19 protein-coding genes and 1 tRNA gene are annotated in these 24,978 nt (G+C 58.7%); 6 read left to right on the top strand and 14 right to left on the bottom strand.

All coding sequences use genetic code 11. The annotated features are described in order from the left end of the window. Positions 1–861 precede the first annotated feature (861 nt). Positions 862–1,488, top strand: coding sequence for a porin family protein (locus G5154_RS09410; protein WP_337073068.1), 627 nt, complete (start codon positions 862–864; stop codon positions 1,486–1,488). 89 nt (positions 1,489–1,577) lie between these two features. On the opposite strand, the gene G5154_RS09415 is transcribed toward G5154_RS09410, so the two are convergent. From G5154_RS09415 to G5154_RS09465, 11 genes are all read right to left on the bottom strand, one after another. Continuing rightward, positions 1,578–2,576: a sensor domain-containing diguanylate cyclase gene (locus tag G5154_RS09415; protein WP_421250871.1), complete on the bottom strand. Its 999-nt coding sequence runs from the start codon at positions 2,574–2,576 to the stop codon at positions 1,578–1,580. A 267-nt stretch (positions 2,577–2,843) separates the two neighbouring features. Beyond that, the gene (locus tag G5154_RS09420; protein WP_421250872.1) at positions 2,844–3,323 is read right to left on the bottom strand and encodes a GNAT family N-acetyltransferase; all 480 of its coding nucleotides are present in this window, start codon (positions 3,321–3,323) and stop codon (positions 2,844–2,846) included. 220 nt (positions 3,324–3,543) lie between these two features. Continuing rightward, positions 3,544–4,317, bottom strand: coding sequence for a tetratricopeptide repeat protein (locus G5154_RS09425; protein WP_421250873.1), 774 nt, complete (start codon positions 4,315–4,317; stop codon positions 3,544–3,546). Between the two features lie 12 nt (positions 4,318–4,329). Continuing rightward, positions 4,330–4,668: a septation protein IspZ gene (locus G5154_RS09430; RefSeq protein ID WP_405055178.1), complete on the bottom strand. Its 339-nt coding sequence runs from the start codon at positions 4,666–4,668 to the stop codon at positions 4,330–4,332. A gap of 176 nt (positions 4,669–4,844) precedes the next feature. Further along, positions 4,845–5,174, bottom strand: coding sequence for a DUF6678 family protein (locus G5154_RS09435; protein WP_421250874.1), 330 nt, complete (start codon positions 5,172–5,174; stop codon positions 4,845–4,847). Between the two features lie 151 nt (positions 5,175–5,325). Continuing rightward, entirely contained in the window at positions 5,326–7,389 is a 2,064-nt protein-coding gene (gene recD, locus G5154_RS09440; RefSeq protein WP_421250875.1) for an exodeoxyribonuclease V subunit alpha, read from the bottom strand. After that, positions 7,386–10,994 (bottom strand): exodeoxyribonuclease V subunit beta, encoded by a 3,609-nt coding sequence (gene recB / locus G5154_RS09445; protein WP_421250876.1) that lies wholly within the window; start codon positions 10,992–10,994, stop codon positions 7,386–7,388. The genes recD and recB overlap by 4 nt, the downstream gene beginning before the upstream one ends. Continuing rightward, a complete protein-coding gene (recC, locus tag G5154_RS09450) occupies positions 10,994–14,347 on the bottom strand; it encodes an exodeoxyribonuclease V subunit gamma (protein ID WP_421250877.1) in 3,354 nt (1,117 codons plus the stop codon). The genes recB and recC overlap by 1 nt, the downstream gene beginning before the upstream one ends. Positions 14,348–14,591: 244 nt before the next feature. Then, positions 14,592–14,984, bottom strand: a complete 393-nt coding sequence (locus tag G5154_RS09455; RefSeq protein WP_005342720.1) for a DoxX family protein — start codon at positions 14,982–14,984, stop codon at positions 14,592–14,594. 39 nt (positions 14,985–15,023) lie between these two features. Further along, positions 15,024–15,710 (bottom strand): pirin family protein, encoded by a 687-nt coding sequence (locus G5154_RS09460; protein WP_058053590.1) that lies wholly within the window; start codon positions 15,708–15,710, stop codon positions 15,024–15,026. A 30-nt stretch (positions 15,711–15,740) separates the two neighbouring features. Further along, entirely contained in the window at positions 15,741–16,073 is a 333-nt protein-coding gene (locus G5154_RS09465; protein WP_421250878.1) for a hypothetical protein, read from the bottom strand. Positions 16,074–16,329: 256 nt separating this feature from the next. On the opposite strand from G5154_RS09465, the gene G5154_RS09470 reads away from it, so the two are divergent. Both G5154_RS09470 and G5154_RS09475 read left to right on the top strand, forming a co-directional pair. Further along, positions 16,330–17,244: a LysR family transcriptional regulator gene (locus G5154_RS09470; protein WP_005342714.1), complete on the top strand. Its 915-nt coding sequence runs from the start codon at positions 16,330–16,332 to the stop codon at positions 17,242–17,244. Between the two features lie 99 nt (positions 17,245–17,343). After that, on the top strand, positions 17,344–17,763 hold the full coding sequence (locus G5154_RS09475) for a hypothetical protein (protein ID WP_421245223.1): 420 nt from the start codon (positions 17,344–17,346) through the stop codon (positions 17,761–17,763). 191 nt (positions 17,764–17,954) lie between these two features. Here G5154_RS09475 and G5154_RS09480 read toward each other — a convergent pair whose 3' ends face one another. Beyond that, positions 17,955–18,305: a hypothetical protein gene (locus tag G5154_RS09480; protein ID WP_005342709.1), complete on the bottom strand. Its 351-nt coding sequence runs from the start codon at positions 18,303–18,305 to the stop codon at positions 17,955–17,957. Positions 18,306–18,504: 199 nt separating this feature from the next. On the opposite strand from G5154_RS09480, the gene G5154_RS09485 reads away from it, so the two are divergent. The 3 genes from G5154_RS09485 (at position 18,505) to G5154_RS09495 (ending at position 22,153) form a co-directional block, all read left to right on the top strand. Continuing rightward, positions 18,505–19,227: a response regulator gene (locus G5154_RS09485; RefSeq protein WP_005342708.1), complete on the top strand. Its 723-nt coding sequence runs from the start codon at positions 18,505–18,507 to the stop codon at positions 19,225–19,227. 33 nt (positions 19,228–19,260) lie between these two features. Next, a complete protein-coding gene (locus G5154_RS09490; RefSeq protein ID WP_005342707.1) occupies positions 19,261–20,625 on the top strand; it encodes an ATP-binding protein in 1,365 nt (454 codons plus the stop codon). A gap of 139 nt (positions 20,626–20,764) precedes the next feature. Beyond that, the gene (locus G5154_RS09495) at positions 20,765–22,153 is read left to right on the top strand and encodes a transporter substrate-binding domain-containing diguanylate cyclase (RefSeq protein ID WP_041234046.1); all 1,389 of its coding nucleotides are present in this window, start codon (positions 20,765–20,767) and stop codon (positions 22,151–22,153) included. Between the two features lie 67 nt (positions 22,154–22,220). Here G5154_RS09495 and G5154_RS09500 read toward each other — a convergent pair whose 3' ends face one another. Both G5154_RS09500 and G5154_RS09505 read right to left on the bottom strand, forming a co-directional pair. Further along, entirely contained in the window at positions 22,221–24,173 is a 1,953-nt protein-coding gene (locus G5154_RS09500; protein ID WP_216979697.1) for a ligand-gated channel protein, read from the bottom strand. 558 nt (positions 24,174–24,731) lie between these two features. Further along, positions 24,732–24,808: transfer RNA gene (locus G5154_RS09505), tRNA-Asp, on the bottom strand. Positions 24,809–24,978 lie beyond the last annotated feature (170 nt).

Below are 24,978 nucleotides of genomic sequence, written 5' to 3' on the forward strand. Positions count from 1 at the left end.
CCTATTTTCTCATCGCTTTTAACTCGAGAGATTACAGGTTGAATTGAAGCATGCTGTAGTAAAAAGCCCCCGATGACATCTCGAATATTAAAGCAAATTGCAAGCCATCAACGGTAATCAAGTAATATTTAGAGTAATATATACACCAATATCCATCTGTTTTTTTTAAAACAGACAAGCATTTTGAAATACGCCTTCTATAAAGAGCTCGCCAAAATTAATCGCGCAGCACTACGAATTCCCCCGCCCCCTATCGATACGCGCAGTCCGGAAGACAAAACACAGCCTAAAAGAAAGCCACACGGAGCCCATTGCAACACCCGCGCCCCCTCATCCGGGCTGGCCAAAAAAGCCTCAAAAGACCACCGAAAACCACTTTGGGAACAATCCCAAATCTAGATAAGAGCGAAAAACAGATAATCTGATAGATTTTTTCTCACAGCATCATCTTGCCTGTCGCTCAAATAACAACCAAAAAGACACAGAACAGGATAAGTGGCATCTAAAATACCATTTTTTGATCAACTAAACATGATCCCACTCAGGGTAAAAACTTATACCGATAAAAATCAATCACATATGGCTGATGGTGAGCACTTTAATCACCATTGAACACACCACTTAATTATTTCAATCTCAATAAAGCTAAAACTCTAATAACACCATTTATTAAACAATAATGGCCAGCCTGCAGCTGGTTTTATTTAGATGGATCTGCAAACCACTATCTTGTTATTCATAAACTCGCTGACTATACTGCGCCCCTCTGTAAAAGCAGAGCAATAACGGAAATATAAAAAACCTCATGGATTGAGCGACATAAATCACACGCAGTTCACGCAACATAAGGTTTATTTATCCATGAACAAGTTTAATAAAATTGCAGCTTTCTCCCTGATTGCTCTGGCCATGAATGGCAGCGCTCATGCCGAAGGCTGGTATGCAGGTCTGGATCTGACCACCTCCAAGATGGATCTCGACGGTGACCTCCAGCGCGTGTATGACGCCAAAGTGATCGACGACCAGCTCGACGGCGGCAGCCTGATCGTGGGTTACAGCTTCAACTCCTGGCTGGCCGTTGAAGGTGGCCTGCACGCCCAACAGATGGATCAGCTGACCTGGGTGACCTCCCAGATTGCGACCGGCTTTGCCGACACCACTATCGAAACCCGCAGCATCAGCCTGGCCGCCAAGCTGAGCCAGCCGCTGGCCTGGGGCTTCAGCGCCTATGCCAAGCCGGGCATTGCCTACACTCGCACCGAAGTGGACGTTGTCGGCAACGCCACCATCCTCGGTTTCAGCGGTCAGGTAAGCGAGAGCGCAACCAAGAGCAAGGTACACCCCAATCTGGAAGTGGGTCTGGACTACGCCTTCAACGATCACTTCTCTGCCGGTATCGGTTACGAGCGCCAGTTCAACGCCCTGAGCCTGGGTGACGAGCACTACTCACTGGATACCTTCAAGCTGGGTCTGCGCTACCACTTCTAAGTCGCACCTCCCCCAACCATGCTGTTGTGCCTGAATGCAAAAGGGCCGCAGGTTTCACGCCTGCGGCCCTTCTATTGGCTGATGTGTCGTCAGCAGATCTGGTTCTTGCCCTGCTGCTTTGCCTGATAGAGCGCCCGATCGGCGCGTACCATCAGACTCTCCTTCTGCTCGCCCTGATGATACTCCGCCACTCCGAAGCTCATGGTGGTGACACCGCGGGGACAGATGGGGTGCGTCACCATCAATGCCTGAAACTTGTTCGCCACCACCAGCGCATCGTCACGGCCGGTATTGGGCAACAACACCATAAACTCGTCACCGCCCCAACGAGCCAGCAGATCGATCTCGCGGATATGGTCGCGCACCAGCGACACTATGTTAATCAGGGTCTGATCCCCGATATTGTGACCATAGCTGTCATTGATCTGCTTGAAGTTGTCCACATCCATGGCAATCACGGTAAAAGGCAAGTGAAAGCGGCGCGCCCGCTCGCACTCCAGCTGTAACGCCCGCTCCAGCCGGTAGCGACTGGCGGCACCGGTCAGGGCATCAGTCTCCGCCAACTGGCGATTCTCCTCGACTCTCTGTTGCAGCGCCTCGTTGAGTCGTACCAACTCGGCGGTGCGCTCCGCCACCAACTGCTCCAGCGACTGATTGCGCAGCTCCAGCTGCTCCAGCAGTAATTTGCTGGCGTGGATATTGCGATGAGCACCGATCATCCGCGCCACAGAACCATCAGCGTTGCGCTCTATGATGCGACCACAATCCTCAATCCAGAGGTAACTGCCATCCCGGCAGCGGCAACGATACTCGGCACAATATTCAGACGCCTTGCCACCCAGGCAGGCATCGAACTTCTCCATCACACCGGCCAGATCATCGGGGTGGATCACCCCCTCCCAGGTGAAGACAGTATTGCCGAGGCTATGGGGCTCGTAGCCCAGCATCCGGTACCAGCCTGGGTTGCGATAGACTAAACCGGTATTGGCGTGCCAATCCCAGATGCCATCGCTGATCACCTCCAGAATGCCATGCACCACGGCTTCGCTGACATCCGAGATCCTGATCGTGTCACTGTCCTGCAGCATAGTGGCCATCCTTATTCTTCTGCCCCGCGCCAGTTCGGGGCCGTGCTAATTCCAGTCTCAAACACCGACTTGGCATACTGCAACAACGATGTCAGCCAGATCCCTACTCTACCACTGCTTTACCGGTTATCGATCGCTAACGACATGGGCTAAATCAGGGTGTCAGTAAGTGTGGCTCAAGTGCGCCCTGTTTACCGGATTTAACTCGCGATTCAGCCAGTTGGGGGATGGGAAAAATGAGGGAGTACGCCGGAGCAACCACAGAGGTCACTCGGCCAGAGTCAGCCGATAAAAATCCGTCTCCTGATGTTTTGGATTGGAGCGCAGAAATACCCAGCCAACGCGCCGGTAATGATTCAAGGCCCGCACATTGGTACGGCTCACGGAGAGGATCGCCCATTTGTGGCCAGCCCCCAGCAACTGCTGGCGGATATAGGCCTGCAACACGGCAGCCAAACCGGTGCCACGATATTCCGGGAACAGATAAATCAGCTGCACATAACCGGTCTCGGGTTCATCGGAAAAGCTGCGAAACTCCAGCTGACCCACCCGTTGTTCACCCGCCCAGACATGAATGTAGTGCCATTGCGCTTGCCCCAGCCTTTCGCGGATCCGCTCCCGATAGCCGTCGATAAAGTCGGCAAAACCATCATGGGTATGAAAGCTGCAAAAATAGGCATCCCTGCGCGCCAGCACACAGAGCTCGTAATCCCGATCCAGATCGATGGTGTTAAATTCAAGTCTCAAGCAATGACATCCTGTCATGTGTGGGTTGGATGCAGGGTGTAATAAGCGCAGCGCATTACACCTTTTGGCAGATAAATAGCAGCGGTGCAATTCACTTCGTTCTTTGCACCCTATCCGCCCTCACCCTGCCCTCTCCCAGAGGGAGAGGGAATAAACAGCATCGGGGATATGGTGTTGGCAATAGGGGAGGTTGGGGTGTCTACTTCCCTATTACTCAACATTAGTAACCGATATCAAATGGTGTAGGTTTACCAGACACTCTAATAAAATCACCATGCGCGTATACATTGTGACCAAACCCACACTCATTTTTACTCTGGTTTGTATCAACCCTCAGAACACCATGATCTTTTTCTATAAATTTTATCGAAATTTCACAATTACCTTCTTCACCGGTTAGCTTTATCACCCCCTCATTATCCTTCATAGTCACAACCTGAGATATTTCCCCCATGTTAGGACCATAAGTCATCCCCATTAACCCAAAATAGAGCAGATTCAAAGATATCAAGTAGTCATTACCTTGCTTTTCTACAGAGGCAACATTCCAACTTCCGAAACCAGCATACTCCCAATAAGTTCCTACCATATCAGGCCCAACAGAGGCTGGCATATTTTTAAGCAGACCGTAGTTGAATTTGGATTTCTTATCATTCGGGGCTAATGACAACCATGCCAGAGCCTTAAGCTTCTCCCCTTGTTTTATATAAGAAAGTGCAACGTTGTTATATGCCGTAATAGTCGCCGCTTGATCTGGCTTACCATAAACATATCCACACCCCTCACTTAACGAGACTTGCTCCGTAAAATAATCTCTTGCTTTGGCATATTGCCCTGCCTTGTATGATTCATCACCTTTTTTGATAACCAGAGGCAGTTTTGCACACATATCTTTTGCTATATCATCACCAGACTCTGCTGCATTAGCAAAGAGATTAACGCTAATATATAGCGTCAAAACCATTAAAACAAACTTCATACTTGTAAATTTCATATCATTGACGCCTCAAATTTTCATTCTGTTTTTCTGTATAACAATCACACCTACCAGAATAGACAAAACAAAATTCACAAATAGGCTTCCATATACTTTTGTATATACCCAGTAGGTTAGTGGCAATGTTTCACTGACAACATATAATATCGCTGCGTATAGAATATAAGATGTCCCCATGACCTTTCGATAAGAACACCATATTATATCAGCCAAGCCTAAACGATTACCCCAGAGAGAAAATAATAGACCTTTGCGACGATTAAATGGCACTAATAACAAAGCACCTACAACTATATAGAAAACTGAAGGCTTCAATACTATCCATGACTCGGAAACAAAAAAATACATCGTTGCAAACGATAAGGGTAACGAGGCAAAGAGAAATAATAAATATGTCCGCCAATACAATCCCCATACACTTTTAATCACTTTAACCTCCTATTACATTCTGCAATAAAATATTTTTGAACATCTATGCACAACAGACAGCGGTAAATTTCGTTTACCGCCGTCCAATTTCTGGTTTACCCCACGTAGTCCATCGGTTTACCGAGCGGAGCATAGCCGTAGACCCGAAATACATTCCCGATCCGCTCTCCGGGCACCCGCACCTGTAGCAACACGTCCTGCACGGCTGAGGTCTGCTCAGGCGACGTGGTTTCTATTTCCAGCCACTCGATATGCTCGTAGCCACCCACTTTAAAGTGATAGAACCATTCCCCATCCCAATCAGATAGATACCGGCTGTGCAGGTCCCGCACACGCCACCTGGGAGAGATAACTCCCAGCGCATACATACCGAGCCGGATTTCTTCCCACCTAGTGGCATTCATCAATCGCACCAGTTCCATCATGCCCTCATCCAATCCAGATTCACTGACGCAGTCGCCACAGATATCCGTCATTCCTATGGCTGACTGGCGTGTGTATATACCCTTTAATGAAAAGCGAGCAATCATTAGCAAGGCATTATCGGGTAGTAAAACCTCTCACCGCCGCCATCAATCACTCCCCCAACCTCTCCGCCAATCCGGAATAACGCTCGGTCTTTTTCCGTACCGCCTGTGCCAGCAGGGCGCGATCGCCATAGAGATCGAGGCGGGCCTTGGCGCGGGTGATACCGGTATAGACCAGCTCGCGGGTCAGCAGCGGGCTGGGGCTGTCGGGCAGCACCAGCACGGTATGGGCAAACTCCGAACCCTGGGATTTGTGGATGGTCATGGCGTAGACGGTCTCGTGGGGCGGCAGCCGGCTTGGCAAAAGCGCCCGCAGGGTGCCGTCCGGCTGCTCGAACCAGACCTTGAGTCGCCCGCTCTCATCGGGCAGGCAGAGCCCCATATCGCCGTTGTAGAGGCCGACCCCGTGGTCGTTGCGCACTACCATCACCGGGCGACCGGCATACCAGTCGCCATCGCGGGCAATCAGGCCAGCCCGTGACAGGGCCAGTTCGAGCCGCTCGTTTAGCCCCAGCACCCCGAACGGGCCGTCACGCAGGGCGCAGAGGATCTGGAAGCTGTTGAATGCCTTGAACACGGCGGCGGGCGCTTCCCCCGCGCGGGCCGCCTTCAGATAGCTGCCGTAACCGGCCACCCCCTGGGCAATCAGGGCGTCGTAGGCCTCCCCCGCCCAGGGGTGCAGGCTGATATCGGCAAAGCCCATACCCCAGACCGCCTCCACAGCCGTGGCATCGCCGCTGTTGCAGGCGCGCGCCAGCTGGCCGATTCCCGAATGCTGATCAAAGCGCCAGCTTTTGGCCAGCAAACAGAGGCTGTCGCGCACCGGCGCCCCCGCGGGCGTACCCTGCAAGCGGTAGCCGGTCTGGCGAGAGAGCCAGTCCGCCTGCGCCGGGCTGATGCCCTGCTCGATAAAGCTGCAGATATCGCCGAGCACGGCCCCCGCCTCCACCGAGGCGAGCTGATCCTTGTCACCGAGCAGGATCAGGCGGGCGTGGCTCGGCAGCGCATCGAGCAGGCGCGCCATCATCGGTAGGTCGACCATGGAGGCCTCATCCACCACCAGCAGGTCGAGGTGCAGCGGGTTGCCCGCGTGGTGGCGGAACTGGCTGCGCCCCGGAATGACCCCGAGCAGCCGGTGCAGAGTGCCCGCCTCGGTAGGGATCGCCTCGACCCACTCGGGGGGCAGATCGAGGGCCTGCAGGGCAGAGCCGATACTCTCGGTGAGGCGCGCCGCCGCCTTGCCGGTGGGGGCCACCAGCCGGATCGCCGGGGCCTTGCCCGCTTGCAGGCCGGTCTCCACCAGAATGGCGAGCAGTTTGGCGACCGTGGTGGTCTTGCCGGTGCCGGGGCCGCCGGAGATCACCGCAAAGGGGCGCGCCGCCGCGGTGGCCGCCGCCAGCTTCTGGCCATTGCAGCAGAGCGCCTCGGGCACCAGCACATCCAGCTTGCTCAAATCGCTCGCCGCCTGGGCGCTGGCCAGCAACCCTTCGATGGCGGGCCAATCCACTTCATTGGGGAACACCAGATCCAGATACTTCTCGATAAAGTGGCGGGCCGAGAAGTCGGGGACGAGGCGGGCCTTGAGCAGCGCCGCAAACACCAACCCATAGTCGCGGGCAAACAGCCGCGACAGGGCGGGAGCAATCTCCGGCCATTCGGCACGTTCACTCAAAGCGCGCAGATGGCGGGCCACCCCCTGCTCATGATCGTGGTAACGGGTGAGGTAGAGCCGCCCGTGCCACAGCCGCAGCGGCCAGCGCGGGGCGAGCCCCTCATCCTGCTCGGCTCCAACCAAGGGACTAGCCGCAAACAGGGCGGGCCAGCGGGCAGGATCCGCCAGATCCCCCAGCAGATCCCGGCTCTGCTGGGGATCCAGCCCGAACGGGCGCAGTGATCCAGCGATGAGCATCTCCAGCGGCAGGCAGACATGGCCGCGCCCCAGCTCGAAGCAAGTGAGCGCCGCCCCCAGCACCAGCTCGGGGCTGCCGCCCAGGTCTGCCACCAGCCGGGCGAATTGCAGATCCAGCTGGCGGATGCGGCCAGCCAGCGCCAGTGTTTTCAACCGTTCAACCATCATTGCGCTGGCTGCGGTGCTGATCATGGTGCCGCTCATGCCTCTACCTCGTTTAATTCTGTTGATGAAACACCGCCTGAGCGATCACCATTTCTAAACAACTCATCCAGCCCCAGCACCAGTTCACGACTCGGGCGGGTATGGAAAATGCCCCCCTGCGGCATGCCGCGCAGGAAAAGATAGAAAACGCCGCCAAAGTGCTGCTCGAAGTCGTAGCCCGGCAGGCGCAGGGTGAGCAGCCGGTGCAGCGCCAGCGAGTAGAGCTGGTATTGCAGGTCGTAGCGATGCTCGGCCATCGCCCGCTCCAGCGCCGGACGGCTGTAATCGGCGGGGCTCATGCCGAGGTGGTTCGATTTGTAGTCGAGCAGATACCAGCGCCCCTGCCACTCGAACACCAGATCGATAAAGCCCTTGAGCATCCCCTGCACGGTGGCAAAGCTGAGCGGCTTGTTGCCCCGCGACAGCGGGTCGTGCTGCTGGCAGAGGGCGGTCAGCGCCGGTGCCGTCACCCGCCCCATGGGCAGGAAGAACTCCAGCTCCACTTGTTTGCGCTCGGGGGCCAGATCCCGCAGCCGCACCGGCTCGCCAAAGCCTGTTTCCAGCGGGGTATCCAGCACCGCCTCCACCTGCTGTTGCAACACGGGGGCCCAGCTCTCGTCGAAGCCATCCTGCGCCAGTAGGGCGGCGATATGCTCTGCCAGCGGCTCGCCCGCAGCGCTCTGAAAGTCGATGGTCTCGAACAGGCTGTGCAGCAGGGTGCCGGGGCGCGCCCCTTTCGGGAAGGTGAAGATGGAGGGCTGGGGTGCCTCCTCCGGTTGCTCGGCAGCCAGCGCGGCCGCCTCGGTTACCACCTCGTCATCGAAGCCGGGGTTGGCCAAGACACCCTTGCTGTGACCGTGGCCCTGCGCCGCCAGCCCGGAGTAGGAGCTGATCCACCAGTCCCGCTCAAGGGAGCCGCTAAAGTGGCGCACCTGAGGCTCGCCCAACTGCTCCTCCTCTGGCGGCAGCGGGGCCGGACGGGTGAGCGAGGGCTCACCGACGGCCACCCCGGGCAGCGCCTGTGCCAGCTCGGTCAGCGCGGTCGCCAGCGTCTGCGCATCCCCCTCTTCGCCCTTTTGCAGCAGGTAGCCGATGGCAGTGTGGTGCAGGTCGGTCTTCTCCGACTTGCCCGCCCCCGCCCGCACCGGCGCCAACCCCAGCCAGGTGGCGTAGACACCCCGGGTCAGCGCCACATAGAGCAGCCGCAGATCTTCGGCAAGGCGCTCCCTGTCCGCTTCGGCGAGCGACGAGTCTGCGCCGGTCAGATCGAGAATGGTGCGATTGCCCGCCTCGTCCGCCTCGTGATAGAGCGGGGTCTCGGCGGTTCTGTGGCTGCAGATAAAGGGCAGGAATACCAGCGGGTACTCCAGCCCCTTGGATTTGTGGATGGTGACGATCTGCACCAGCTTGCGCTCGGATTCGAGGCGCAGTACCTGCTCCGCATCCTGGCCGTTGGGGCGGCTCACCGCCTCCCCCAGCCAGCGCAGCAGGGCGTACTCCCCGTCCAGCTCGCTGCTCACCTGTTGCAGCAGCTCGCCAAGATGGAGGAAGTTGGTCAGCCGCCGCTCGCCATAGGGGCTCGCCAGCAGGGAGGAGGCGAGATTGCGCCGGTGCAGCAGGGCCCGCAGCATCGCCAGCACGCCGCGGCGGTGCCAGATCTTGCGGTACTCCATAAACTCCTGCACCGCGCTCTCCCACGCTCGCTCGTCGCTGGCCAGCCCATCGAGCGCCTTGGCGTCGAGATCAAACAGCCCGGTGGCGAGCGCCGCCCGCAGGCTGCGCTCTTCGCTCGGGTTCTGGCAGGCGTGCAAAATCAGCAGGATCTCCCGCGCCTCCGTCTGCTCCAGCACGCTCTCGCGGTTCGACAGATAGACGGAGGCGATGGCGAGCCGCGCCAATTCCTGCTGCACCAGCTTGCCCTCGGCGCCGGTGCGCACCAGCACGGCGATATCCCCGGCCTTCACCGCCTTGTCACCGATCAATGCCTTGCCCTCGCGAGCCAGGGTCAGCAGGCGGTGGATCTCGGCGGCGGTGGCGCGGGCCATCTTGCTCTGGTAATCCCCCCGGTTGAAGGTGGGCTGACCGGTCAGCTGCCAGCAGTGGAGCACGGGGGCGGTGGCACCATCGAGCAGCAGCGCCTTGCTCTTGCCCTGCGCCTCCACCGGCAGGAAGGGGATATCCGCTTCGTAGATAAAGGGATCCTTGGCCCGCTCGAACAGGCCGTTGACCGCCCCCACCAGCACACTGCTGGAGCGCCAGTTGCGCCCGAGGGTGTAGTGGGCGCTCACATTTCGCCGCGCCTGAATGTAGGTAAAGATGTCGGCGCCGCGAAAGCCGTAGATGGCCTGCTTGGGGTCACCGATCATCAATAGCGCCGTGTCGGTGTGGCCACCGTAAAGCCGATGGAAGATGCGGTACTGCTGGGGATCGGTATCCTGAAATTCATCGATCATCGCCACCCGGTAGGTGGCGCGAATGCGCTCGCACAGCCGCTCGCCAAGGCTGGAGCCGAGCGCCCCGTCGAGATCTTTGAGCAGGTCATCGAACGAGAGCTGATGGGCTTGGCGCTTGCTCGCCTGCATCCGGCTGCGCACTACTTTGGCCGCCCGTTGCAGGATGAGATCCCGAATACCGGGGCGGCTCGCCAGCAGCTGGTCGATCTGGCTGAACAGCGGCAGGGTCGGCACTGCGCCCCCCTTCTTGAGGTTCTCATCCAGCACCGTCTGGCCGAAGCGCTCCAGCTCCTTCGGGATGGCGTAGCCACTGCTTTCGTCCTGTGCCCAGTCGGCTATCTTGGCAAGCCACCCTTCGTAGTTCTTGCCGGTGTAGCGGCTGATCTGGCCGTCGGTCTGGCGGCGGATCTCGTCCGTCTGCGCCAGCCATTCGTTTTTCACTGCCGCGATGCGGCTCATGGCCGCCTGATGGCGGGCGGCAAGGGTCTCATCCCCCAGCGCGGGGTGGATCTCCAGCTCGCTATTGTCGAGCCAGCTGCCCATCTCCCGCAGCAGGGCGGCGGGGCTCGGCCAGAGCGCGCGCACCGCGCTGGCGAGGGCTTTATCCACCGGATAGAACTCGGCACGCCAGTAGTCGCTCACCGCCTGCAGCCTGAGCTGGCTGTCGTCGGTGAGAAATTCGGTTTCAAAGAGGGCGCCCGACTCGAAGGCGTTCTGCTTGAGCATCCGCTGGCAGAAGCCGTGGATGGTAAAGACCGCCGCCTCGTCCATCTGCCGCTCGGCGGCCAGCAGGCGACGGGCCGCCAATTCGTGATCCTTCACCTCGTCCAGCAGTTGGGCCAGCAGGGTGTCACTGCTGTGACCGCGCATAAAGGCGAGCCGCGCCTCGTGAATGCGACCACGGATCCGCCCCCGCAGCTCGGCGGTGGCCGCTTCGGTAAAGGTCACCACCAGAATTTCAGTCACCGAGAGCGGCCGCTCGTGGGCGCTCGGCTGACCCACATCGGCGCCCTCTTCGATGAGCGGGCCGTGGCCCAGCAGCAGGCGCAGGTAGAGACCGGCGATGGTGTAGGTCTTGCCGGTACCGGCGGAGGCTTCGATCAGTCGTTCACCATGGAGGGGAAAACGCAATGTATTGAGCGGGTTAGCCATTATTTCAGCTCCTCCAGGGTCTTGAGCAGCGGGGTCAGGTGTTCGCGGGCCAGCGCCTGCAACTGCCCCAGCACCTCGTCATCGAGTTCGGGGAAGCAGCGGGCAACATAAGGGTCTTCCCCTTCCCCCTTGATCATCCAGCCGCCGTTGAAACGGGTGAGAGCCGCCTTGTCGGCCGCCTCCGGTTTGTCCGGATCCTTCTCGATCGCCTTGAGCCAATCCCAGGCAGTGTTGGGGAAGAAGGGCAGCGGCCGCTTCATCCCCTGCGCCCAGCACGCCACCAGCGCCGCCAGCTTGGGCCGCGCCTCGTCGGCAGAGAGCTTGGGCAGTCGCAGACTCTGTTTGGCATCGAACAGCAGGGTGTCGCCGGGGGCGCCACTCAATGAGAGGCAGAGGTGCTGGATCCAGCCCAGCAGCAGATCCTTGCCGTTGAAGCTGCCGGGTTTGACCACCAGCAAGCGCCCCTTCTGGGTGTCGATCCACCCTTGCAGCTGGCCCTGAGTGAGGGAGATATCGATCTCCACCGCCTGTTTTTCTGACTCATTGGCCGCAACCCATGGCCGCAGCCGATCCGCCAGCTTGCCCATCTCGGCATCCAGATCGTCCAGCAGCAGGCTGCCGAACCACCCTTGCGGCAGCAGGCCGGTGAGCTGCAACCGCTCGCGACGCTCGGTACTTTCACCTTCCGCCAGATGGGCATCGAGCAGCAGATCTTTCAGCTGATAATGTTGCAGGCCATCCAGCTCGAACGGCTCGCTGTCCTCGATGTTGGCTTCGTTCAGCTCAAACCACACCTTGAGGCGACGGTTGAGGAAATATTTGGTGGGCTGGCGATAGAAGCGCAGCAGCTCCGCCAGCTCCAGCCCCTGCTCCTTGCCCCATTCGGGGGGCAAAGGCAGCTCGCCGCTCTGGAAGTTGGCCGCGCCGCGCACCGGATTGAGGGCGGGCAACCAGTCGGCGGCATAGGTAAAGAGGCGTGAACCCGCCTCCGGGTAGAAGTAGTTGCGGCTGTAGGGGGTGAGCGGATGCGCCACCATCAGGTGGTTGAGCAGCCGCTTGCCGGAGGTTTCGTCGTCGAGATCCTCATCCCCCGCCAGCACAAAGCCCTGCCGCACATAGTCGATCAGCTCCGCCAGTAGCACCGAGGGCACCTTGTCGCTGTTGTCCTGCGCGCTGAAGCCCTGATAGCTGATATAGAGCCCCTGCTGGGCACTGAGCAGTGCCTCGAGGAAGAGATAGCGGTCATCATCACGGCGGGAGCGATCCCCCCGCCGCGACGCCACCGCCATCAGATCGAACCCCATGGGAGCCAGGGTGCGCGGGTAGACGCCGTCATTCATGCCGAGCAGGCAGACCTGCTTGAAGGGGATGGAGCGCATCGGCATCAGGGTGCAGAAGTTGACCTGACCGGCGAGGAAGCGCTGGCTGGAGCGGGACTCCCCCAGCACGCTGCCGAGGTAATCCTGCAACAAGTCGGCGGTAATGGGCTGCTCGAAACGGGCCTCGCCGAGCCGGGTCTGCCACTCGACCAGCTGGCTGCGAATCAGCTGGAGCTGACGCTCTTCATCCTCGTCGGCCAGATAGAAGCGCTCCAGCAGCGCCAGCAGGCAGGCGTTCCACTCCGCCAGCGGCTGCGCCTGTTGCAGCCGGGGCAGGAATTCGGCCAGCGAGTCGACGAACCAGGCGAGCTTGCCGAGCGCCAACCCCTGCTGCCCCTCGATATCGGCGTAAGGAAGAATGCCCGCCACCGGCTCGCCATCCCCCATGGCAAAGCCGAGCAGCATGCGGCGCAGGCCGAACAGCCAGCTGTTGCCGGACATGGGCGGCAGATCGAAACGGACGGGGTAGCCGTCGTCCAGCCCCCAGCGGATGCCGGTCTCCTGCACCCAGACCCGCAGCTGGTTGAACTCGTCGTCATCCAGCTCGAAACGGCGCAGCACGGCGGGCACCTCGAGAATGGCGAGCAGCTCCCCTGCCCCGAAGCGGGCATTGGGCAGCCTGAGCAGGGCGAGGAAGCTTTGCAGCAGCGGGCTCTCCTGACTCGCCGCCCGATCCGAGACCGCAAACGGGATCTGACCCCGCGCGCCAAACACCGCCTGAATGTAGGGGCCGTAGCTGTTCACATCCGGCATCATCACCACCACATCTTTCGGGGTGAGAGTCGGGTCCTGCTCGAACAGCGCCAGCAGCCGGTCGTGCAGCACTTCCAACTCCCGCATCGGGCCGTGGCAGGCGTGGATCTGCAAGGATCCATCCGCCGGATCGATGGGGCTCTTGTGATGGCTGCTGTCGAGATCGAACTGACCGGCGCCCCGTTCTGCCAGCTCCAGCACATCCTTCTGGATGGCGCGCAGCAGGCTAACATTGCCTTTGCTATCCACCTCGTCGATATCGACGAAGGCCTCGATTTGCGGCACCTCCAGCTCCATCAGCTGATGCAGGTAGTCGCGCCCCAGCTTGCCCATGGAGGCGAGCAGCGGGTTGGCGGGGCCCTGCAGTGTCTCGATGTCGGTGCCGGGTTTAAGCTTGTTTTCGAGGCGCGCCAGGGTTTTTCTGTCCAGCAGATCCCCCCAGTAGTAGCGACAGGGGTTGGTGACGAACAGGTGCACCTCCACCTCCGGTCGGCTGCCGAGGGCCAGCAGCGCCTCCACATAGCGCGGCGGCAGCGCCGAGATGCCGAACACAAAGACCCGTTGCGGCAGCTTGCCCGGCAGATCGGCGGTGCGCTCCAGCTCGTGGATAAACTCCTCGTAGAGGTTGGCGCGGTGGTAGCCACTCGGAGAGAGCGCCAACGTGCGTGCCACCAGCTCGCGCCACAGCTCCGGCTGCCAATCCTGACCGCTCACCCCGGCCAGCTCCTGACTCAATCCTTCCCCCTCTTCCCAACGGGCGATCCAGTCCGGCCGGTAGACCAGATATTGGTCAAAGAGATCCGCTACCTTCTGGCAGAGCTGCCACAACCGCACCTGCTCGGGCTCCTTGGCAGGCTCCTCCTCATCTCCCCCGCCCAGATAGGCGGCGAGCGGGGCAAAGGCGGGGCGATCCAGCAAGGCGGGCAGAATGGTCATCAGCTGCCAGCTCATTGAGCCCTTGTTGTAGGGGCTCTGGCGCGGTACATCCGCCAGCACCCGGGTGAACATCTCCCAGATAAAGCTGGCGGGCAGCGGAAAGTCGATATTGGCTGCGATGCCGAACGCTTTGGCCAGCTCCAGCTTGAGCCACTGGGCCATGCCCGGACTCTGCACCAGGATCTGCTCCCGATCTAAGGGGTGAGAGAGAGGGGCCTGCCGGATGCGGCTCACCAGCAGCTCTTTGAGCAGATCCAGCTGATTGGAGTGGTAGAGGGTAAACATGAGCAATTCCCGCCTGTGGATGAGAGGGGGCGAGGGAAAAGGCGAGCCATTTCCGTCACTTCACAAGAGAGGGAATTGTCAGGGATCGGGGGGGAAGATGCAAAAGGCTCTTGTGGCCAGCAGGCGGGTAAACCGCTGAACCATGAGGGGCGCCGCAGATTTGTGCAGTACTATCTCGCAGACAGAAAAAAGCCGGTGCAGTTGCACCGGCCAAAAGGCTTGGAAAACTCAAACTGACTGGCTGTTACCAGTTTTTGCCGAGACGGGCATCCAGACTGAAAGCCCCTGCTCCGGCCGCCGCCAGCGCCAGGAAACCTCCGGCCACTGAGACGTTCTTCATAAACATCAGCATCTGCATCTGTTCAGCAGGCTGATAGTGGAAAATAAAGGCAGCCATCAGGGTGAAACCGGCCAGCAGCACGGAGAGGCTGCGGGTAAAGAGACCCAGCACGACGGCAAGGCCACCACCCAGCTCAAGCAGGATCACCAGCGGCAACATAAAGCCCGGTACGCCCATCGCTTCCATATAGCCCTGAGTACCGGCGTAGCCGCCGATCTTGCTCCAGCCCGCCATTACGAACATCAGCGCCAGCAGTACACGACCCGCCAGCAGCGCTACATCTTTCATCTTGTCCATTTCATCTTCCTCGTTTGTGTCACATCACCGCTGACTGCTTCAGGGTAGGTCAAATAACAGGGCTTGGGTGGCACTGGTCGCAACCAGCTCCCACCGGTATTCATCACGACTGAGCACCCCGTCGCCGGGTCGGGCAGCCAGACCGTTGGCGGTCAGCTCCCCTGAAATCATCTGCAGGTAACCGTGTCGGCCAGCCAGAGCCCATTCGAGCGTCTCGCCCGGGGCCAGTTCCAGCCGCCATACGCGGGCCTGTTGGCGGATCCGCAGCGATCCATCCTCGCCATCCGGTGACGCCACCAGCGTCATGCCCGGTCTGGACTCTATCTTCTTCTGCTGATATCCGGGTGGCGTGCCAAACTCGTTCGGCTCGATCCAGATCTGCAACAGGGAGAGAGGATCCGTCTGCGAGGGGTTGTACTCGCTGTGGCGGATCCCGCTGCCTGCGCTCATCAGCTGGAAATCCCCTGCCGGGATCTGCTCGGCATGGCCGAGGCTGTCCTTGTGCTCTATGGTGCCTTGCAGCACGCAGGTGAGGATCTCCATGTTGGCGTGAGGGTGGGTGGCGAATCCGCCACCCGGCGCAACCAGATCCTGATTGATCACCCGCAGTACCGAGTGCCCCATCCACTCCGGGTCATAGTAGTGACCGAAGGAGAAACTGTGGCGCGCGTCCAGCCAGCCAAAGTTGGCCTTGCCCCGCGCTTCTGCGGCTCTCAATTGCATCATGGTCTGCTCCTCATCTACCGGGACGGTTGATTAACGCTGTTTGCCGCTACCGATACCGAACGGAATACGGTATTCGCTGCTCTGGTCAGCCAGGCTGACAGTCAGGTTGCCCTGGGTACGGCTCGGGATATGCACCTGCTGGGTACCGGTCAGGTTGGCGTGGACTGATGCCAGCAGATCGCCAAACTCGTCACGCACTTCCAGCATCGGATTGCTTTTGCCATACATCGCAGCAGTGGCGTTCCACTTCACAAACAGCACGCCCGGAGTGGCGTTGAAGTCTGCCGGTACGGCAGCCTGCGCGAAACCAGCGGTCATCAGGCCTGCAGCGGCCAACATCTTGATTACGTTTTTCATGTTCATTCACTCTCTTGGTTTTATGTCATTGCCAAGGCCGTTTCGGCCAGAATCAATGCATCCATGCAAGAGGTTATTCAAATAGTGTGTTGTTCTTTCACCGACATCAGACAGACCGAATTGGTGTGTCACAGTGCGGAACTTCCCGCATATTTGGCCGCTCGGCGTTCCTGCCCAAGCGATAATTGAATATTAAACGTGCTTGACCTAACTTGTTAGCGAGATAATCTGGCAAACATATTCAAAAAAATTGAAGGTGATAATGGCCAAGGAATCGAACAAGGAGCGGGCGCTGACCCTGGAAGCCATCCGGGTACTGGACGCCATCGACCGCCGCGGCAGCTTCGCGGCGGCCGCCGACGAGCTGGGCAAGGTGCCATCAGCGCTCAGCTATACAGTGCAGAAGTTGGAGGACGAACTGGATGCCATGCTGTTTGACCGCAGCGGGCACCGCACCAAGTTCACCCCGGCCGGACGCATGCTGCTGGAGCGAGGCAGGGTGCTGCTGGAAGCAGCCGAACATCTGGTGGGCGAAACCCGGGCGCTGGCCCGTGGCTGGGAGACCGACATCACTGTCGCCGTTGATGCGCTGACTCCGTTGCAAACACTTTTCCCTCTGGTTGAGCGACTGGCCGAACAGACCGATACCCGCCTGCGGCTACGGGCCGAGGTGCTGGCAGGGAGCTGGGAGTGTCTGGAAGATGGCCGTGCCGATCTGCTGATCTCCACCATCAACCCGGACATCATGATGACCGGCATCAAGCATCAGGTGCTGAAAGAGGAGGTGATGCTCTATGTCGCCCACCCTGATCATCCCCTCCACCAGGAGCCGGAACCGCTGGCAGATGAGACCCTGCGTCGCTACCGCGCCATTGCGGTCGCTGATACCGCCCTGCGCAAACCTGTGCTCACCTATCGCCTGCTGGACAAACAACCACGCCTCACCGTCAGTTCCATGGCAGAGAAACGGGATGCCCTGCTGGCGGGGATCGGGGTCGGCACCATGCCGAAGAGCTGGATTGACGAAGATATCAGGGCCGGGCGGCTCAAGGTGATCAGCCCCGAATACCGCCATCAGTTGCAAGTAGTGCTGGCCTGGCGGCGAGACACCATGGGTAAGGCCAAAAGCTGGTTGGTGCGGGAGATACCAAAACTGTTTATGGCTGGCGAAAAATGAGAGACAGTTAACAGAAATGTTAATTGCATGCCTCACTTGACGCCCAATATCTTTGCTGATTTCATAGCCGCCTCATTGAACCCATGGAAGCTGTAGAAAATGAAAAAGAGTTTGCTGGTTGCCCTCACCACCCTGCCCCTGTTTGCCAATGCCGGCCTGATGGACTCGCTGACCGACAGCGTCACCAGCAGCGTCAAGGATGCGGCCAGCACCGCCGTATCCGGAGCCATGGATAGCGCATCCAACGAAGCCATCAAGAAGGCACTGGATATCAAGGAAGGTGGTTCCAACAAGCAGGCGGTCAAGGATAAGCTGGGTGCGCCGGCCTCTACCAAGACCGAAGCCGGTCTGGAAGTGTGGACCTATGACCTGGATGCCCTGAACAAGGCGTCTCCCATGCTGGCCGAGACCACCAAGACCCTGCTGAAAGATACCGATGCTACCAAGAAGAACGTGGTCATCAAGTTCGAAGGGGAAACCGTCAAGAAAGTAGCCCTGACCGACAAGGCTCAGGGCTAAGTTCACTCGTCCGGTGGGTAGGGCGAAACCCCGCACCGGTACAGATGGCAAGAGGGGGAGCATCAGGCTCCCCCTCTTTTATTGGCAATTGTCTGCATTCAGACAAGCTCTGTCGCTCAACACAACAAGAGCAAAAAGGGTGGCCCTGGCCACCCTTTGGGTTTGTCATGTGGTCTGCTACTGCAGCAGCGTTACTGGTTCGCTTCGGCGAACTGCTTCATCGCTTCGGCGTGCTTGGTCATGCCGGCGGCACGCTCGTTGAGGTTCTTGATGAACTCCGCCTTCTTGGCAGGATCCTCTATGCGATCATAACGTTGCTGCAGGTTGGCCTGGATCTGTTCCGGGGTCATGTTCTGCATGCGGGCCATCTTGTCATGGCGACCACCATGGTGCTTGCCACCCATCATGCCACTACCGTCCATCGGGCAGTCCACCATGGCTCCGGGCTGGCCGGTGGGGGCAGCTTCACTGGCTGCATAGGCGCCCAGCGGCAGGCCAAGGATCAGGGTGGCAGTCAGCAGGGTTTTGGTCAGCTTTTTCATGGTCTATCTCCTGTAGGGATGATTCTGGTTCGGCGCTCTTGCCTTGCCCTCAAGTAAACACCCTATCGGTGTCTGAACTTTGCCAGCATCGCCCTTTTTTGTAGCAGAGTGTGGCATCGTGCGGATCTGGCACACTTTGACACAAACCATCGGCCGGATTTTCGTATACTCGGGCCAACGCCAAGCAGGGGAGGTATCCATGAACCAGGGCAACACCCACATTCTGGTGGTCGACGACCACAGCGAGATCCGCGATCTCTTGAAGCGCTTTCTGGAACAGCACGGCCTGCGGGTCAGCTGCGCCCGGGATGGCAAGGAGATGAAGCGACTGCTGGAGGAGCGGGAGTTCGACCTGCTGGTGCTGGATCTGATGATGCCGGGTGAAGATGGCCTGACTCTCTGCCGCGAGCTGAGAGTCAAATCGAACCTGCCCATCATCATGCTCACCGCCATGGGGGAAGAGACCGATCGCATCATAGGACTGGAGATGGGAGCCGACGACTATCTGGCCAAGCCTTTCAATCCGCGCGAGTTACTGGCGCGGATCAAGGCGGTGATGCGCCGCACCCAGGCCGAAACCCAGCCTGCCGCCGAAACCCTGACCCGGGATCTGCGCTTCGATCGCTGGCTACTCGACGTCAATCGCCGGGAGCTGGTGGATGAGGATGGGGTGGGACTCAGCCTCTCCACCGCCGAGTTTGATCTGCTCAAGGTGTTTCTCGAACGCCCGCAGCGGGTATTGAGCCGGGATCAACTGCTGGACCTGGCCCGTGGCCGCGAGGCGGTGGCCTTCGATCGCGCCATCGATACCCTGGTGAGCCGCCTGCGCCGCAAGCTGGAACGAGATCCCAAGAATCCGGAGCTGATCAAGACCATCTGGGGCGGCGGCTATATGTTCTCCGCCGACGTGACGCAGGCATAAGCGGTGGCCTTTTTGAAACGACTGTGGGCACAAATGTGGCCCAAAGGGCTGACAGGCCAGATCATTCTGGTGGCGCTGGCGGGGCTGATCCTGATCCAGCTGCTCAGCATCCAGATCTACCGTTCTGATCGGGAGGAGGCGCTCGGTTTCGTCAACAGCCGCAACGCCATGCAGCGGATCATCTCGGTGGTCAGGCTGCTCTCCCTCTCCCCTCCCTCCCTCTATGACGAGATCCTCAAGGCGAGCCGCAGCGAAACCCTGCTACTGCGCCTCTCCGACGAACCGTTGCAACCGGACAACCGCAGCCCCCGTTTCGAACAGCTGGTACGCTCACGGCTCGGCTACCCGCAAGGCCTTACCATCGAGATCAGCGCCGAGCTGAAAGAAGATGCCCAACGCAGCAAGGCGTGGGAACATCACGCAAGAATGATGCGGGATCGCAAGGGGCCACCACCACCTTCACGCGACATGCGACTCTATGGTTCCATCGAACTGCCGCAGGGTGGCTGGCTACAGTTCAGCTCACTGGTCGACAAGGAGGTGGGCAGCTGGTCGTGGCAAACCACCCTCAACCTGATGCTGGTTGCCAGTCTGGTTATCGGGCTGATGGTGTTGCTGTTCCGCCGCGCCACCCGACCGCTCAAACAGTTGGCAGGCAATGCCGAGCGACTGGGCCGGGGCGAGGATATAGAGCCACTTCAGGAGGTGGGGCCGATTGAGATACGCGAGTCGATCCAGGCCTTCAACCGGATGCACACCCGGCTCGACCGCTTCGTGCAGGACAGAACCCGGATGCTGGCGGCTATCTCACACGACCTGCGCACCCCCATCACCAGCCTGCGGCTGCGTACCGAATTTCTGGCCGATGGCGAGGACAAGCTCCGCATCCAGCAGACCCTGCAACAGATGGAACAAATGCTGGCGGCAACCCTCAGCTTTGCCCGCGAGGAGGGGCTGCAGGAGGCCACCCGCGAACTTGATCTGGTCAGTCTGCTGGTCAGCCTCTGCGATGACTATGCCGACACGGGTCAGCCGGTCACCTGTCTGGCGGAGGGCAAAGAGGTTTACGCATGCAGAGCCAACACCTTGCGCCGGGTATTGCAGAACCTGATCGGCAACGCCATCAAATATGCCGGCAGCGCCGAAGTGTCGCTGGAGCGCTGCAAGGAAGAGCTGTTGATCCGGGTCTGTGACAACGGGCCGGGAATCGATCCTGCGCGGCTGGAAGATGTGTTCAAACCCTTCGTACGGCTAGACGAAGCCCGCAACACCGAGTCCGGCAGCGTGGGGCTCGGGCTCTCCATTGCCCGTACCCTGGTCCATCAGCACGGCGGCGAACTGACCCTGCTCAATCGGCCACAAGGTGGGCTGGAGGCACGAATAAGCCTGCCTTTGTAAGTCATTACTCTATTTGTTTGCCCTGCTGCGCCTGGCCTCTCTGTGTGCAAACTTCATCATCCTGACCCCTGTTCTTCTATGATGAAGGCGGAGATAATTGATGACCACGCACGGTATTTGGCAACGGAGTGGAGCAAGGATGGCTTATTCCAGGACAGGAGTCTTGATCAGTATCGGATGGGGGCTCCTGCTGCTCGCACTTGCCCCTCCAGCCTGTGCCAACGCACAGGAAGAGCCGATCATCATTACCAACTCCAAAGCCTGGCAGCCCTTCTCCTATATCAATGAGTCGGGTCAGCCGGATGGTTTGCTGATCGATTTGTGGCGTGAATATGCCAGGGTCACCGGCCAGAAGATCGAGTTCCGGCTGGTCGACTGGCAGGGCTCTCTCGACTTGCTCCAGAAGGGAAAAACCGACGTTCACGCCGGGCTGCTCTGGTCACCGGAGCGGGACAAGCAGTTCGACTATGGCCTGCCTCTCGCCCAGCTCGACTCACAGCTCTTCTTCTCGAGCGAATTGCGCGGCACCGATGTCCATTACTACCTGCTCCATGAAACAGTCGGTGTGGTAGCCGGTGGCTACGAAGAGTATTACGCCAGACGCTACTTTCCCGGAACCAGACTGCAGACCTTTGATGACAATGATACCCTGCTGGCGGCGGCCTTTCGGGGCGACATAAAGGCCTTTATCGCCGATCTGCAGGTCGCTAACTTCTACATCTATACCTCCGACGATCCCACCCGCTTTATTCCGGTTCGCCACCTCTACACCGACCAAATCCGCTTTGCAGTGAAAAAGGGGGACCTTGCCCTGTTAAGCCAGCTGGAAGAGGGATTCGCCAAAATCAAACAGAGCGATCGGGAGCGGATCATCCGCAAATGGATGCATGTCGAAACCGTCTACCCCATCCACCTTGGTCCCTGGCTGTTGCTGGCAGGAGGGGGGATTCTGGCAGCTTACATAATACAGCTGAGGCGCGCAGTCGCGAGCCGTACCGCCGAGCTGAGCCGTGCAAACGCAAGACTGGAGAAACTGGCCAGTACCGATCCTCTGACTGGGCTACTTAATCGACGGGCATTCATGCCCGCCATGGAGCAACGGCTGGCAAGCGGCATGGCCAGTGCCCTGCTGCTATTCGATGTGGATCACTTCAAGGAAACCAATGACCGCTTTGGTCATGGCATCGGAGATCTGTTGCTGGAAAAGCTGGCCACTACTGTGACGAATCTGTTGCCCGAAGAGGCTCTGCTGGCCCGCATCGGGGGCGAGGAGTTTTGCCTGCTGCTGCCGCTGGCCACATTGGCAGAGACAGAAGAGTGGGCCGAGCGCATTTGCCTGGAGAGCAACCGGCAAACCCTGCACACCAGCAGCGGCGAGGTGACCCTCTCCATCAGCACCGGGGCAGTCTGGGTTGCGGCAAAGAGAGAGGTCGATGCCGAGCAGCTACTACGGCAGGCTGACGCCCTCATGTATCAGGCCAAGGGACTGGGGCGCAATACCTGGCAAGCCGCCCCCTATCAGGCATAGCCCCCTGACGGAAGCGCAATAAAAACGGCCGCCATCGGATGATGGCGGCCGTGTAATATTATGCCTATCAGAAGTTGTAGGTCACACCCAGGTTGTAGCGGCGACCATCCAGCACTGTGCCATAACTGCTGTAATCCACCGTCTTGTCGAACAGGTTATAGACCCCGGCGGTCAGATCCAGATGCTTGTTGGCCTTGTATACCAGCCCCATGTCAAAGAAGGTGTAGGAAGGAGTCCCATCCGCCATCTTCACACGGCTCAGGTATTCGGAGGTCTCGCCACGGAAGTTGACCCGTGACCAGAGGTTGAGATCCTCGGTGGTCTGCCAATCGACACTGCCGTTGAACATATGGCGGGGCATCTGGTTGAGGGCATGGCCTGCCAGCGGGCCGCTCTTCTGCTCGGATTGAGTGAATGTGTAGCTAGAGCTGACCGACCAATCCTCATTGATGGCCCAATCCATCATCCCCTCGACCCCACGCATGTTCGCCTTGTCGACGTTGACCCGATCGCTGATGAAATCATAGCTGTGACCATTGAGCGTACAGGCAGGCTGCTTCTTGTCAGTACAGCGGCGCACTTCTGAGATCTTGTTCTTGAAGTCGGTGTTGAACAGGGTAATCCCGGCATTGAAGCCCTGATGACCGTTCCACAGCAGACCGATCTCTTCACTCACGCTGGTCTCGGGTTTGAGATCCGGGTTGCCAACCAGCATGCCATCCAGGCTGCCACCACCGGTGACCTGACCCCAGTTGGCCGCCGACATCCGCAAGTCAGGGGAGCGATAACCGGTCGAGACGCCCCCTTTCAGGGTCCAGCTCTGATCCAGATGCCAGACGCCATAGAGGCGCGGGCTCCAGTGAGTGCCGTAGTTCTGATCCCGATCCATGCGGGCGCCACCGGTCAGGGCAAAGCTGTCAGTAAGTGACCACTCATCCTCGACAAACATCGCCCAGCTCCAGCGGGTCAGCTGCTCGGCAGGATTGGCCACTTTCAGGGTATTGCCCTGATCGTGTAGATCCTCATAGCGATACTGACCACCGACACTCAGGTAGTGATCCCCCAAAATGAACTGGGTGTGAGTATCGGCGATGGTGTTGGTGAGCTCCATCCTGCGGCCTGGGTTGGTGTTGGTCTCCTGCTGCAGATAGCTGCTGGAAGAGCCGAACTCATATTGACCGTCATGGGTTAGCGCGTAGTTGGTGCGCTCGTAGCGGTTGAGGCTATCTTTCGCCTTGGCATCCAGCGAATTGCCGGCAGTACGATCCCGATCCTGCAGGCTGCGACTGACTTCCAGATCGAAGCGGTTATGGTCATCAGGCTTGAAACTGAGCACGGCCGTGCCACTGCGAGTCTCCTGCTCGGCAAAGCCCTGGGTAAATTTGTCTTCACCACGATGAGCGAGCTGTCCATTGAAGCGCAGCCCCAACACACCATCGATCAGTGAGCCTGCGGTATAGGCATCAGTCTGGAAGCTGTTGCCGGCATCCTTGTTTTCCTGGAAAGTCGAATCAGCATGAACCGAGCCCTGCCAGGCCAGACCGGTGGTCTTGCGGGTAATCACGTTGATCACCCCACCCATGGCATCTGAGCCATAACGGGATGACATGGGCCCACGGACGACCTCAATCCGCTCGATCGCCTGTAGCGGTGGCAACCAGCCTTGCTCGATACCGGGTCCATCGCTATTGGGCCGGGTACCACGGCTATCCACCTTTTTACCATCAACCAGCATAAGGGTGTATTTCGAGCCCATACCGCGAATACTGATATCGCTGCTGCTGCCACCGCCAGTCACTACCACACCTGGCACATCCTTCAAGGCATCGGTTACATCCCGATATGCCCGCTTCTCCAGCTGCTCGCGGGTAATCACAGAGATGGAGGCTGCAGAATCTTCGATCTTCTGCTGAAAGCCAGAGGCGGTGACGACCATCACCTCCTGCTCGGCAGCATAGGCTTGAGTCGCAAGAAGGGAGCAGATCAGCAAGGCAAGCTTGTTTGGTTTCACTGTTATCATGTTTTAGCCTGAACATTTTTTGTAGGAAGGTGACGTATTCCCTTACTTCACTCATTACAACGCTCGGCATCCGGCCAGGCGCGCATTAGAAAAGGCTCATTTGAAAAGCACCTTATTAATCAGCCCGCATTGTAACGACCCTGTCATGATCATTCAAACAATAATCATTATCATTTGAATCATGTAATATTCCTGCCGCAGAACAGCTCACTCTTGATAAGAAACTGTTTTAATGGAGTAAATCCATAAACAAATAAAGGAATTAGACAAACAAGTGGAAGCGATGACGTACCGTTGCAAGATGGCCTGATTTAATCCTCAAGCTCTATGGCCAAGATGGATGTGCCGCGATAAAGAAGTGGAAACAGTAACAAGAACGTCAACAGGGGAGGTAGTGTCATCGCAGTGGGATGTCGGCAGCTCACCAGCAGGCTAAAAACACCAAAGCCCGGTCGTCAGACTGGGCTTGTGCTGGCTCTGGTGTGCAAATCTGTGGCTCTTATGAGCAAACCGCCCATAGCAAAAAGGCCTTCCCAATCGGGAAGGCCTTCAAATTAGTGGCGGAGCGGACGGGACTCGAACCCGCGACCCCCGGCGTGACAGGCCGGTATTCTAACCGACTGAACTACCGCTCCGCATTCGGTTAGCTTTCGCTAAATCATGTGCCGCTTCTATGAGGTGTCATCCTCGCAGCCAGCGTCGTGATTCTTCACATCGCTGCTTAATTAGGTGCCTGGCAGTGTCCTACTCTCGCATGGCGAATGCCACACTACCATCGGCGCTACCGCGTTTCACTTCTGAGTTC

The organism is Aeromonas sp. 600527 (assembly GCF_049175415.1).
Classification (GTDB): Bacteria; Pseudomonadota; Gammaproteobacteria; order Enterobacterales; family Aeromonadaceae; genus Aeromonas; species Aeromonas veronii_A.

What these genes read in the sequence shown, in the direction of transcription:
- G5154_RS09410 (WP_337073068.1), top strand. Translation starts at nt 862, where the DNA reads ATGAACAAGTTTAATAAAATTGCAGCTTTCTCCCTGATTGCTCTGGCC.
- G5154_RS09415 (WP_421250871.1), bottom strand. Translation starts at nt 2,576, where the DNA reads ATGCTGCAGGACAGTGACACGATCAGGATCTCGGATGTCAGCGAAGCC.
- G5154_RS09425 (WP_421250873.1), bottom strand. Translation starts at nt 4,317, where the DNA reads ATGAAATTTACAAGTATGAAGTTTGTTTTAATGGTTTTGACGCTATAT.
- G5154_RS09430 (WP_405055178.1), bottom strand. Translation starts at nt 4,668, where the DNA reads ATGTATTTTTTTGTTTCCGAGTCATGGATAGTATTGAAGCCTTCAGTT.
- G5154_RS09435 (WP_421250874.1), bottom strand. Translation starts at nt 5,174, where the DNA reads ATGATGGAACTGGTGCGATTGATGAATGCCACTAGGTGGGAAGAAATC.
- recD (WP_421250875.1), bottom strand. Translation starts at nt 7,389, where the DNA reads ATGAGCGGCACCATGATCAGCACCGCAGCCAGCGCAATGATGGTTGAA.
- recB (WP_421250876.1), bottom strand. Translation starts at nt 10,994, where the DNA reads ATGGCTAACCCGCTCAATACATTGCGTTTTCCCCTCCATGGTGAACGA.
- recC (WP_421250877.1), bottom strand. Translation starts at nt 14,347, where the DNA reads ATGTTTACCCTCTACCACTCCAATCAGCTGGATCTGCTCAAAGAGCTG.
- G5154_RS09455 (WP_005342720.1), bottom strand. Translation starts at nt 14,984, where the DNA reads ATGGACAAGATGAAAGATGTAGCGCTGCTGGCGGGTCGTGTACTGCTG.
- G5154_RS09460 (WP_058053590.1), bottom strand. Translation starts at nt 15,710, where the DNA reads ATGATGCAATTGAGAGCCGCAGAAGCGCGGGGCAAGGCCAACTTTGGC.
- G5154_RS09465 (WP_421250878.1), bottom strand. Translation starts at nt 16,073, where the DNA reads ATGAACATGAAAAACGTAATCAAGATGTTGGCCGCTGCAGGCCTGATG.
- G5154_RS09470 (WP_005342714.1), top strand. Translation starts at nt 16,330, where the DNA reads ATGGCCAAGGAATCGAACAAGGAGCGGGCGCTGACCCTGGAAGCCATC.
- G5154_RS09475 (WP_421245223.1), top strand. Translation starts at nt 17,344, where the DNA reads ATGAAAAAGAGTTTGCTGGTTGCCCTCACCACCCTGCCCCTGTTTGCC.
- G5154_RS09480 (WP_005342709.1), bottom strand. Translation starts at nt 18,305, where the DNA reads ATGAAAAAGCTGACCAAAACCCTGCTGACTGCCACCCTGATCCTTGGC.
- G5154_RS09485 (WP_005342708.1), top strand. Translation starts at nt 18,505, where the DNA reads ATGAACCAGGGCAACACCCACATTCTGGTGGTCGACGACCACAGCGAG.
- G5154_RS09490 (WP_005342707.1), top strand. Translation starts at nt 19,261, where the DNA reads ATGTGGCCCAAAGGGCTGACAGGCCAGATCATTCTGGTGGCGCTGGCG.
- G5154_RS09495 (WP_041234046.1), top strand. Translation starts at nt 20,765, where the DNA reads ATGGCTTATTCCAGGACAGGAGTCTTGATCAGTATCGGATGGGGGCTC.
- G5154_RS09500 (WP_216979697.1), bottom strand. Translation starts at nt 24,173, where the DNA reads ATGATAACAGTGAAACCAAACAAGCTTGCCTTGCTGATCTGCTCCCTT.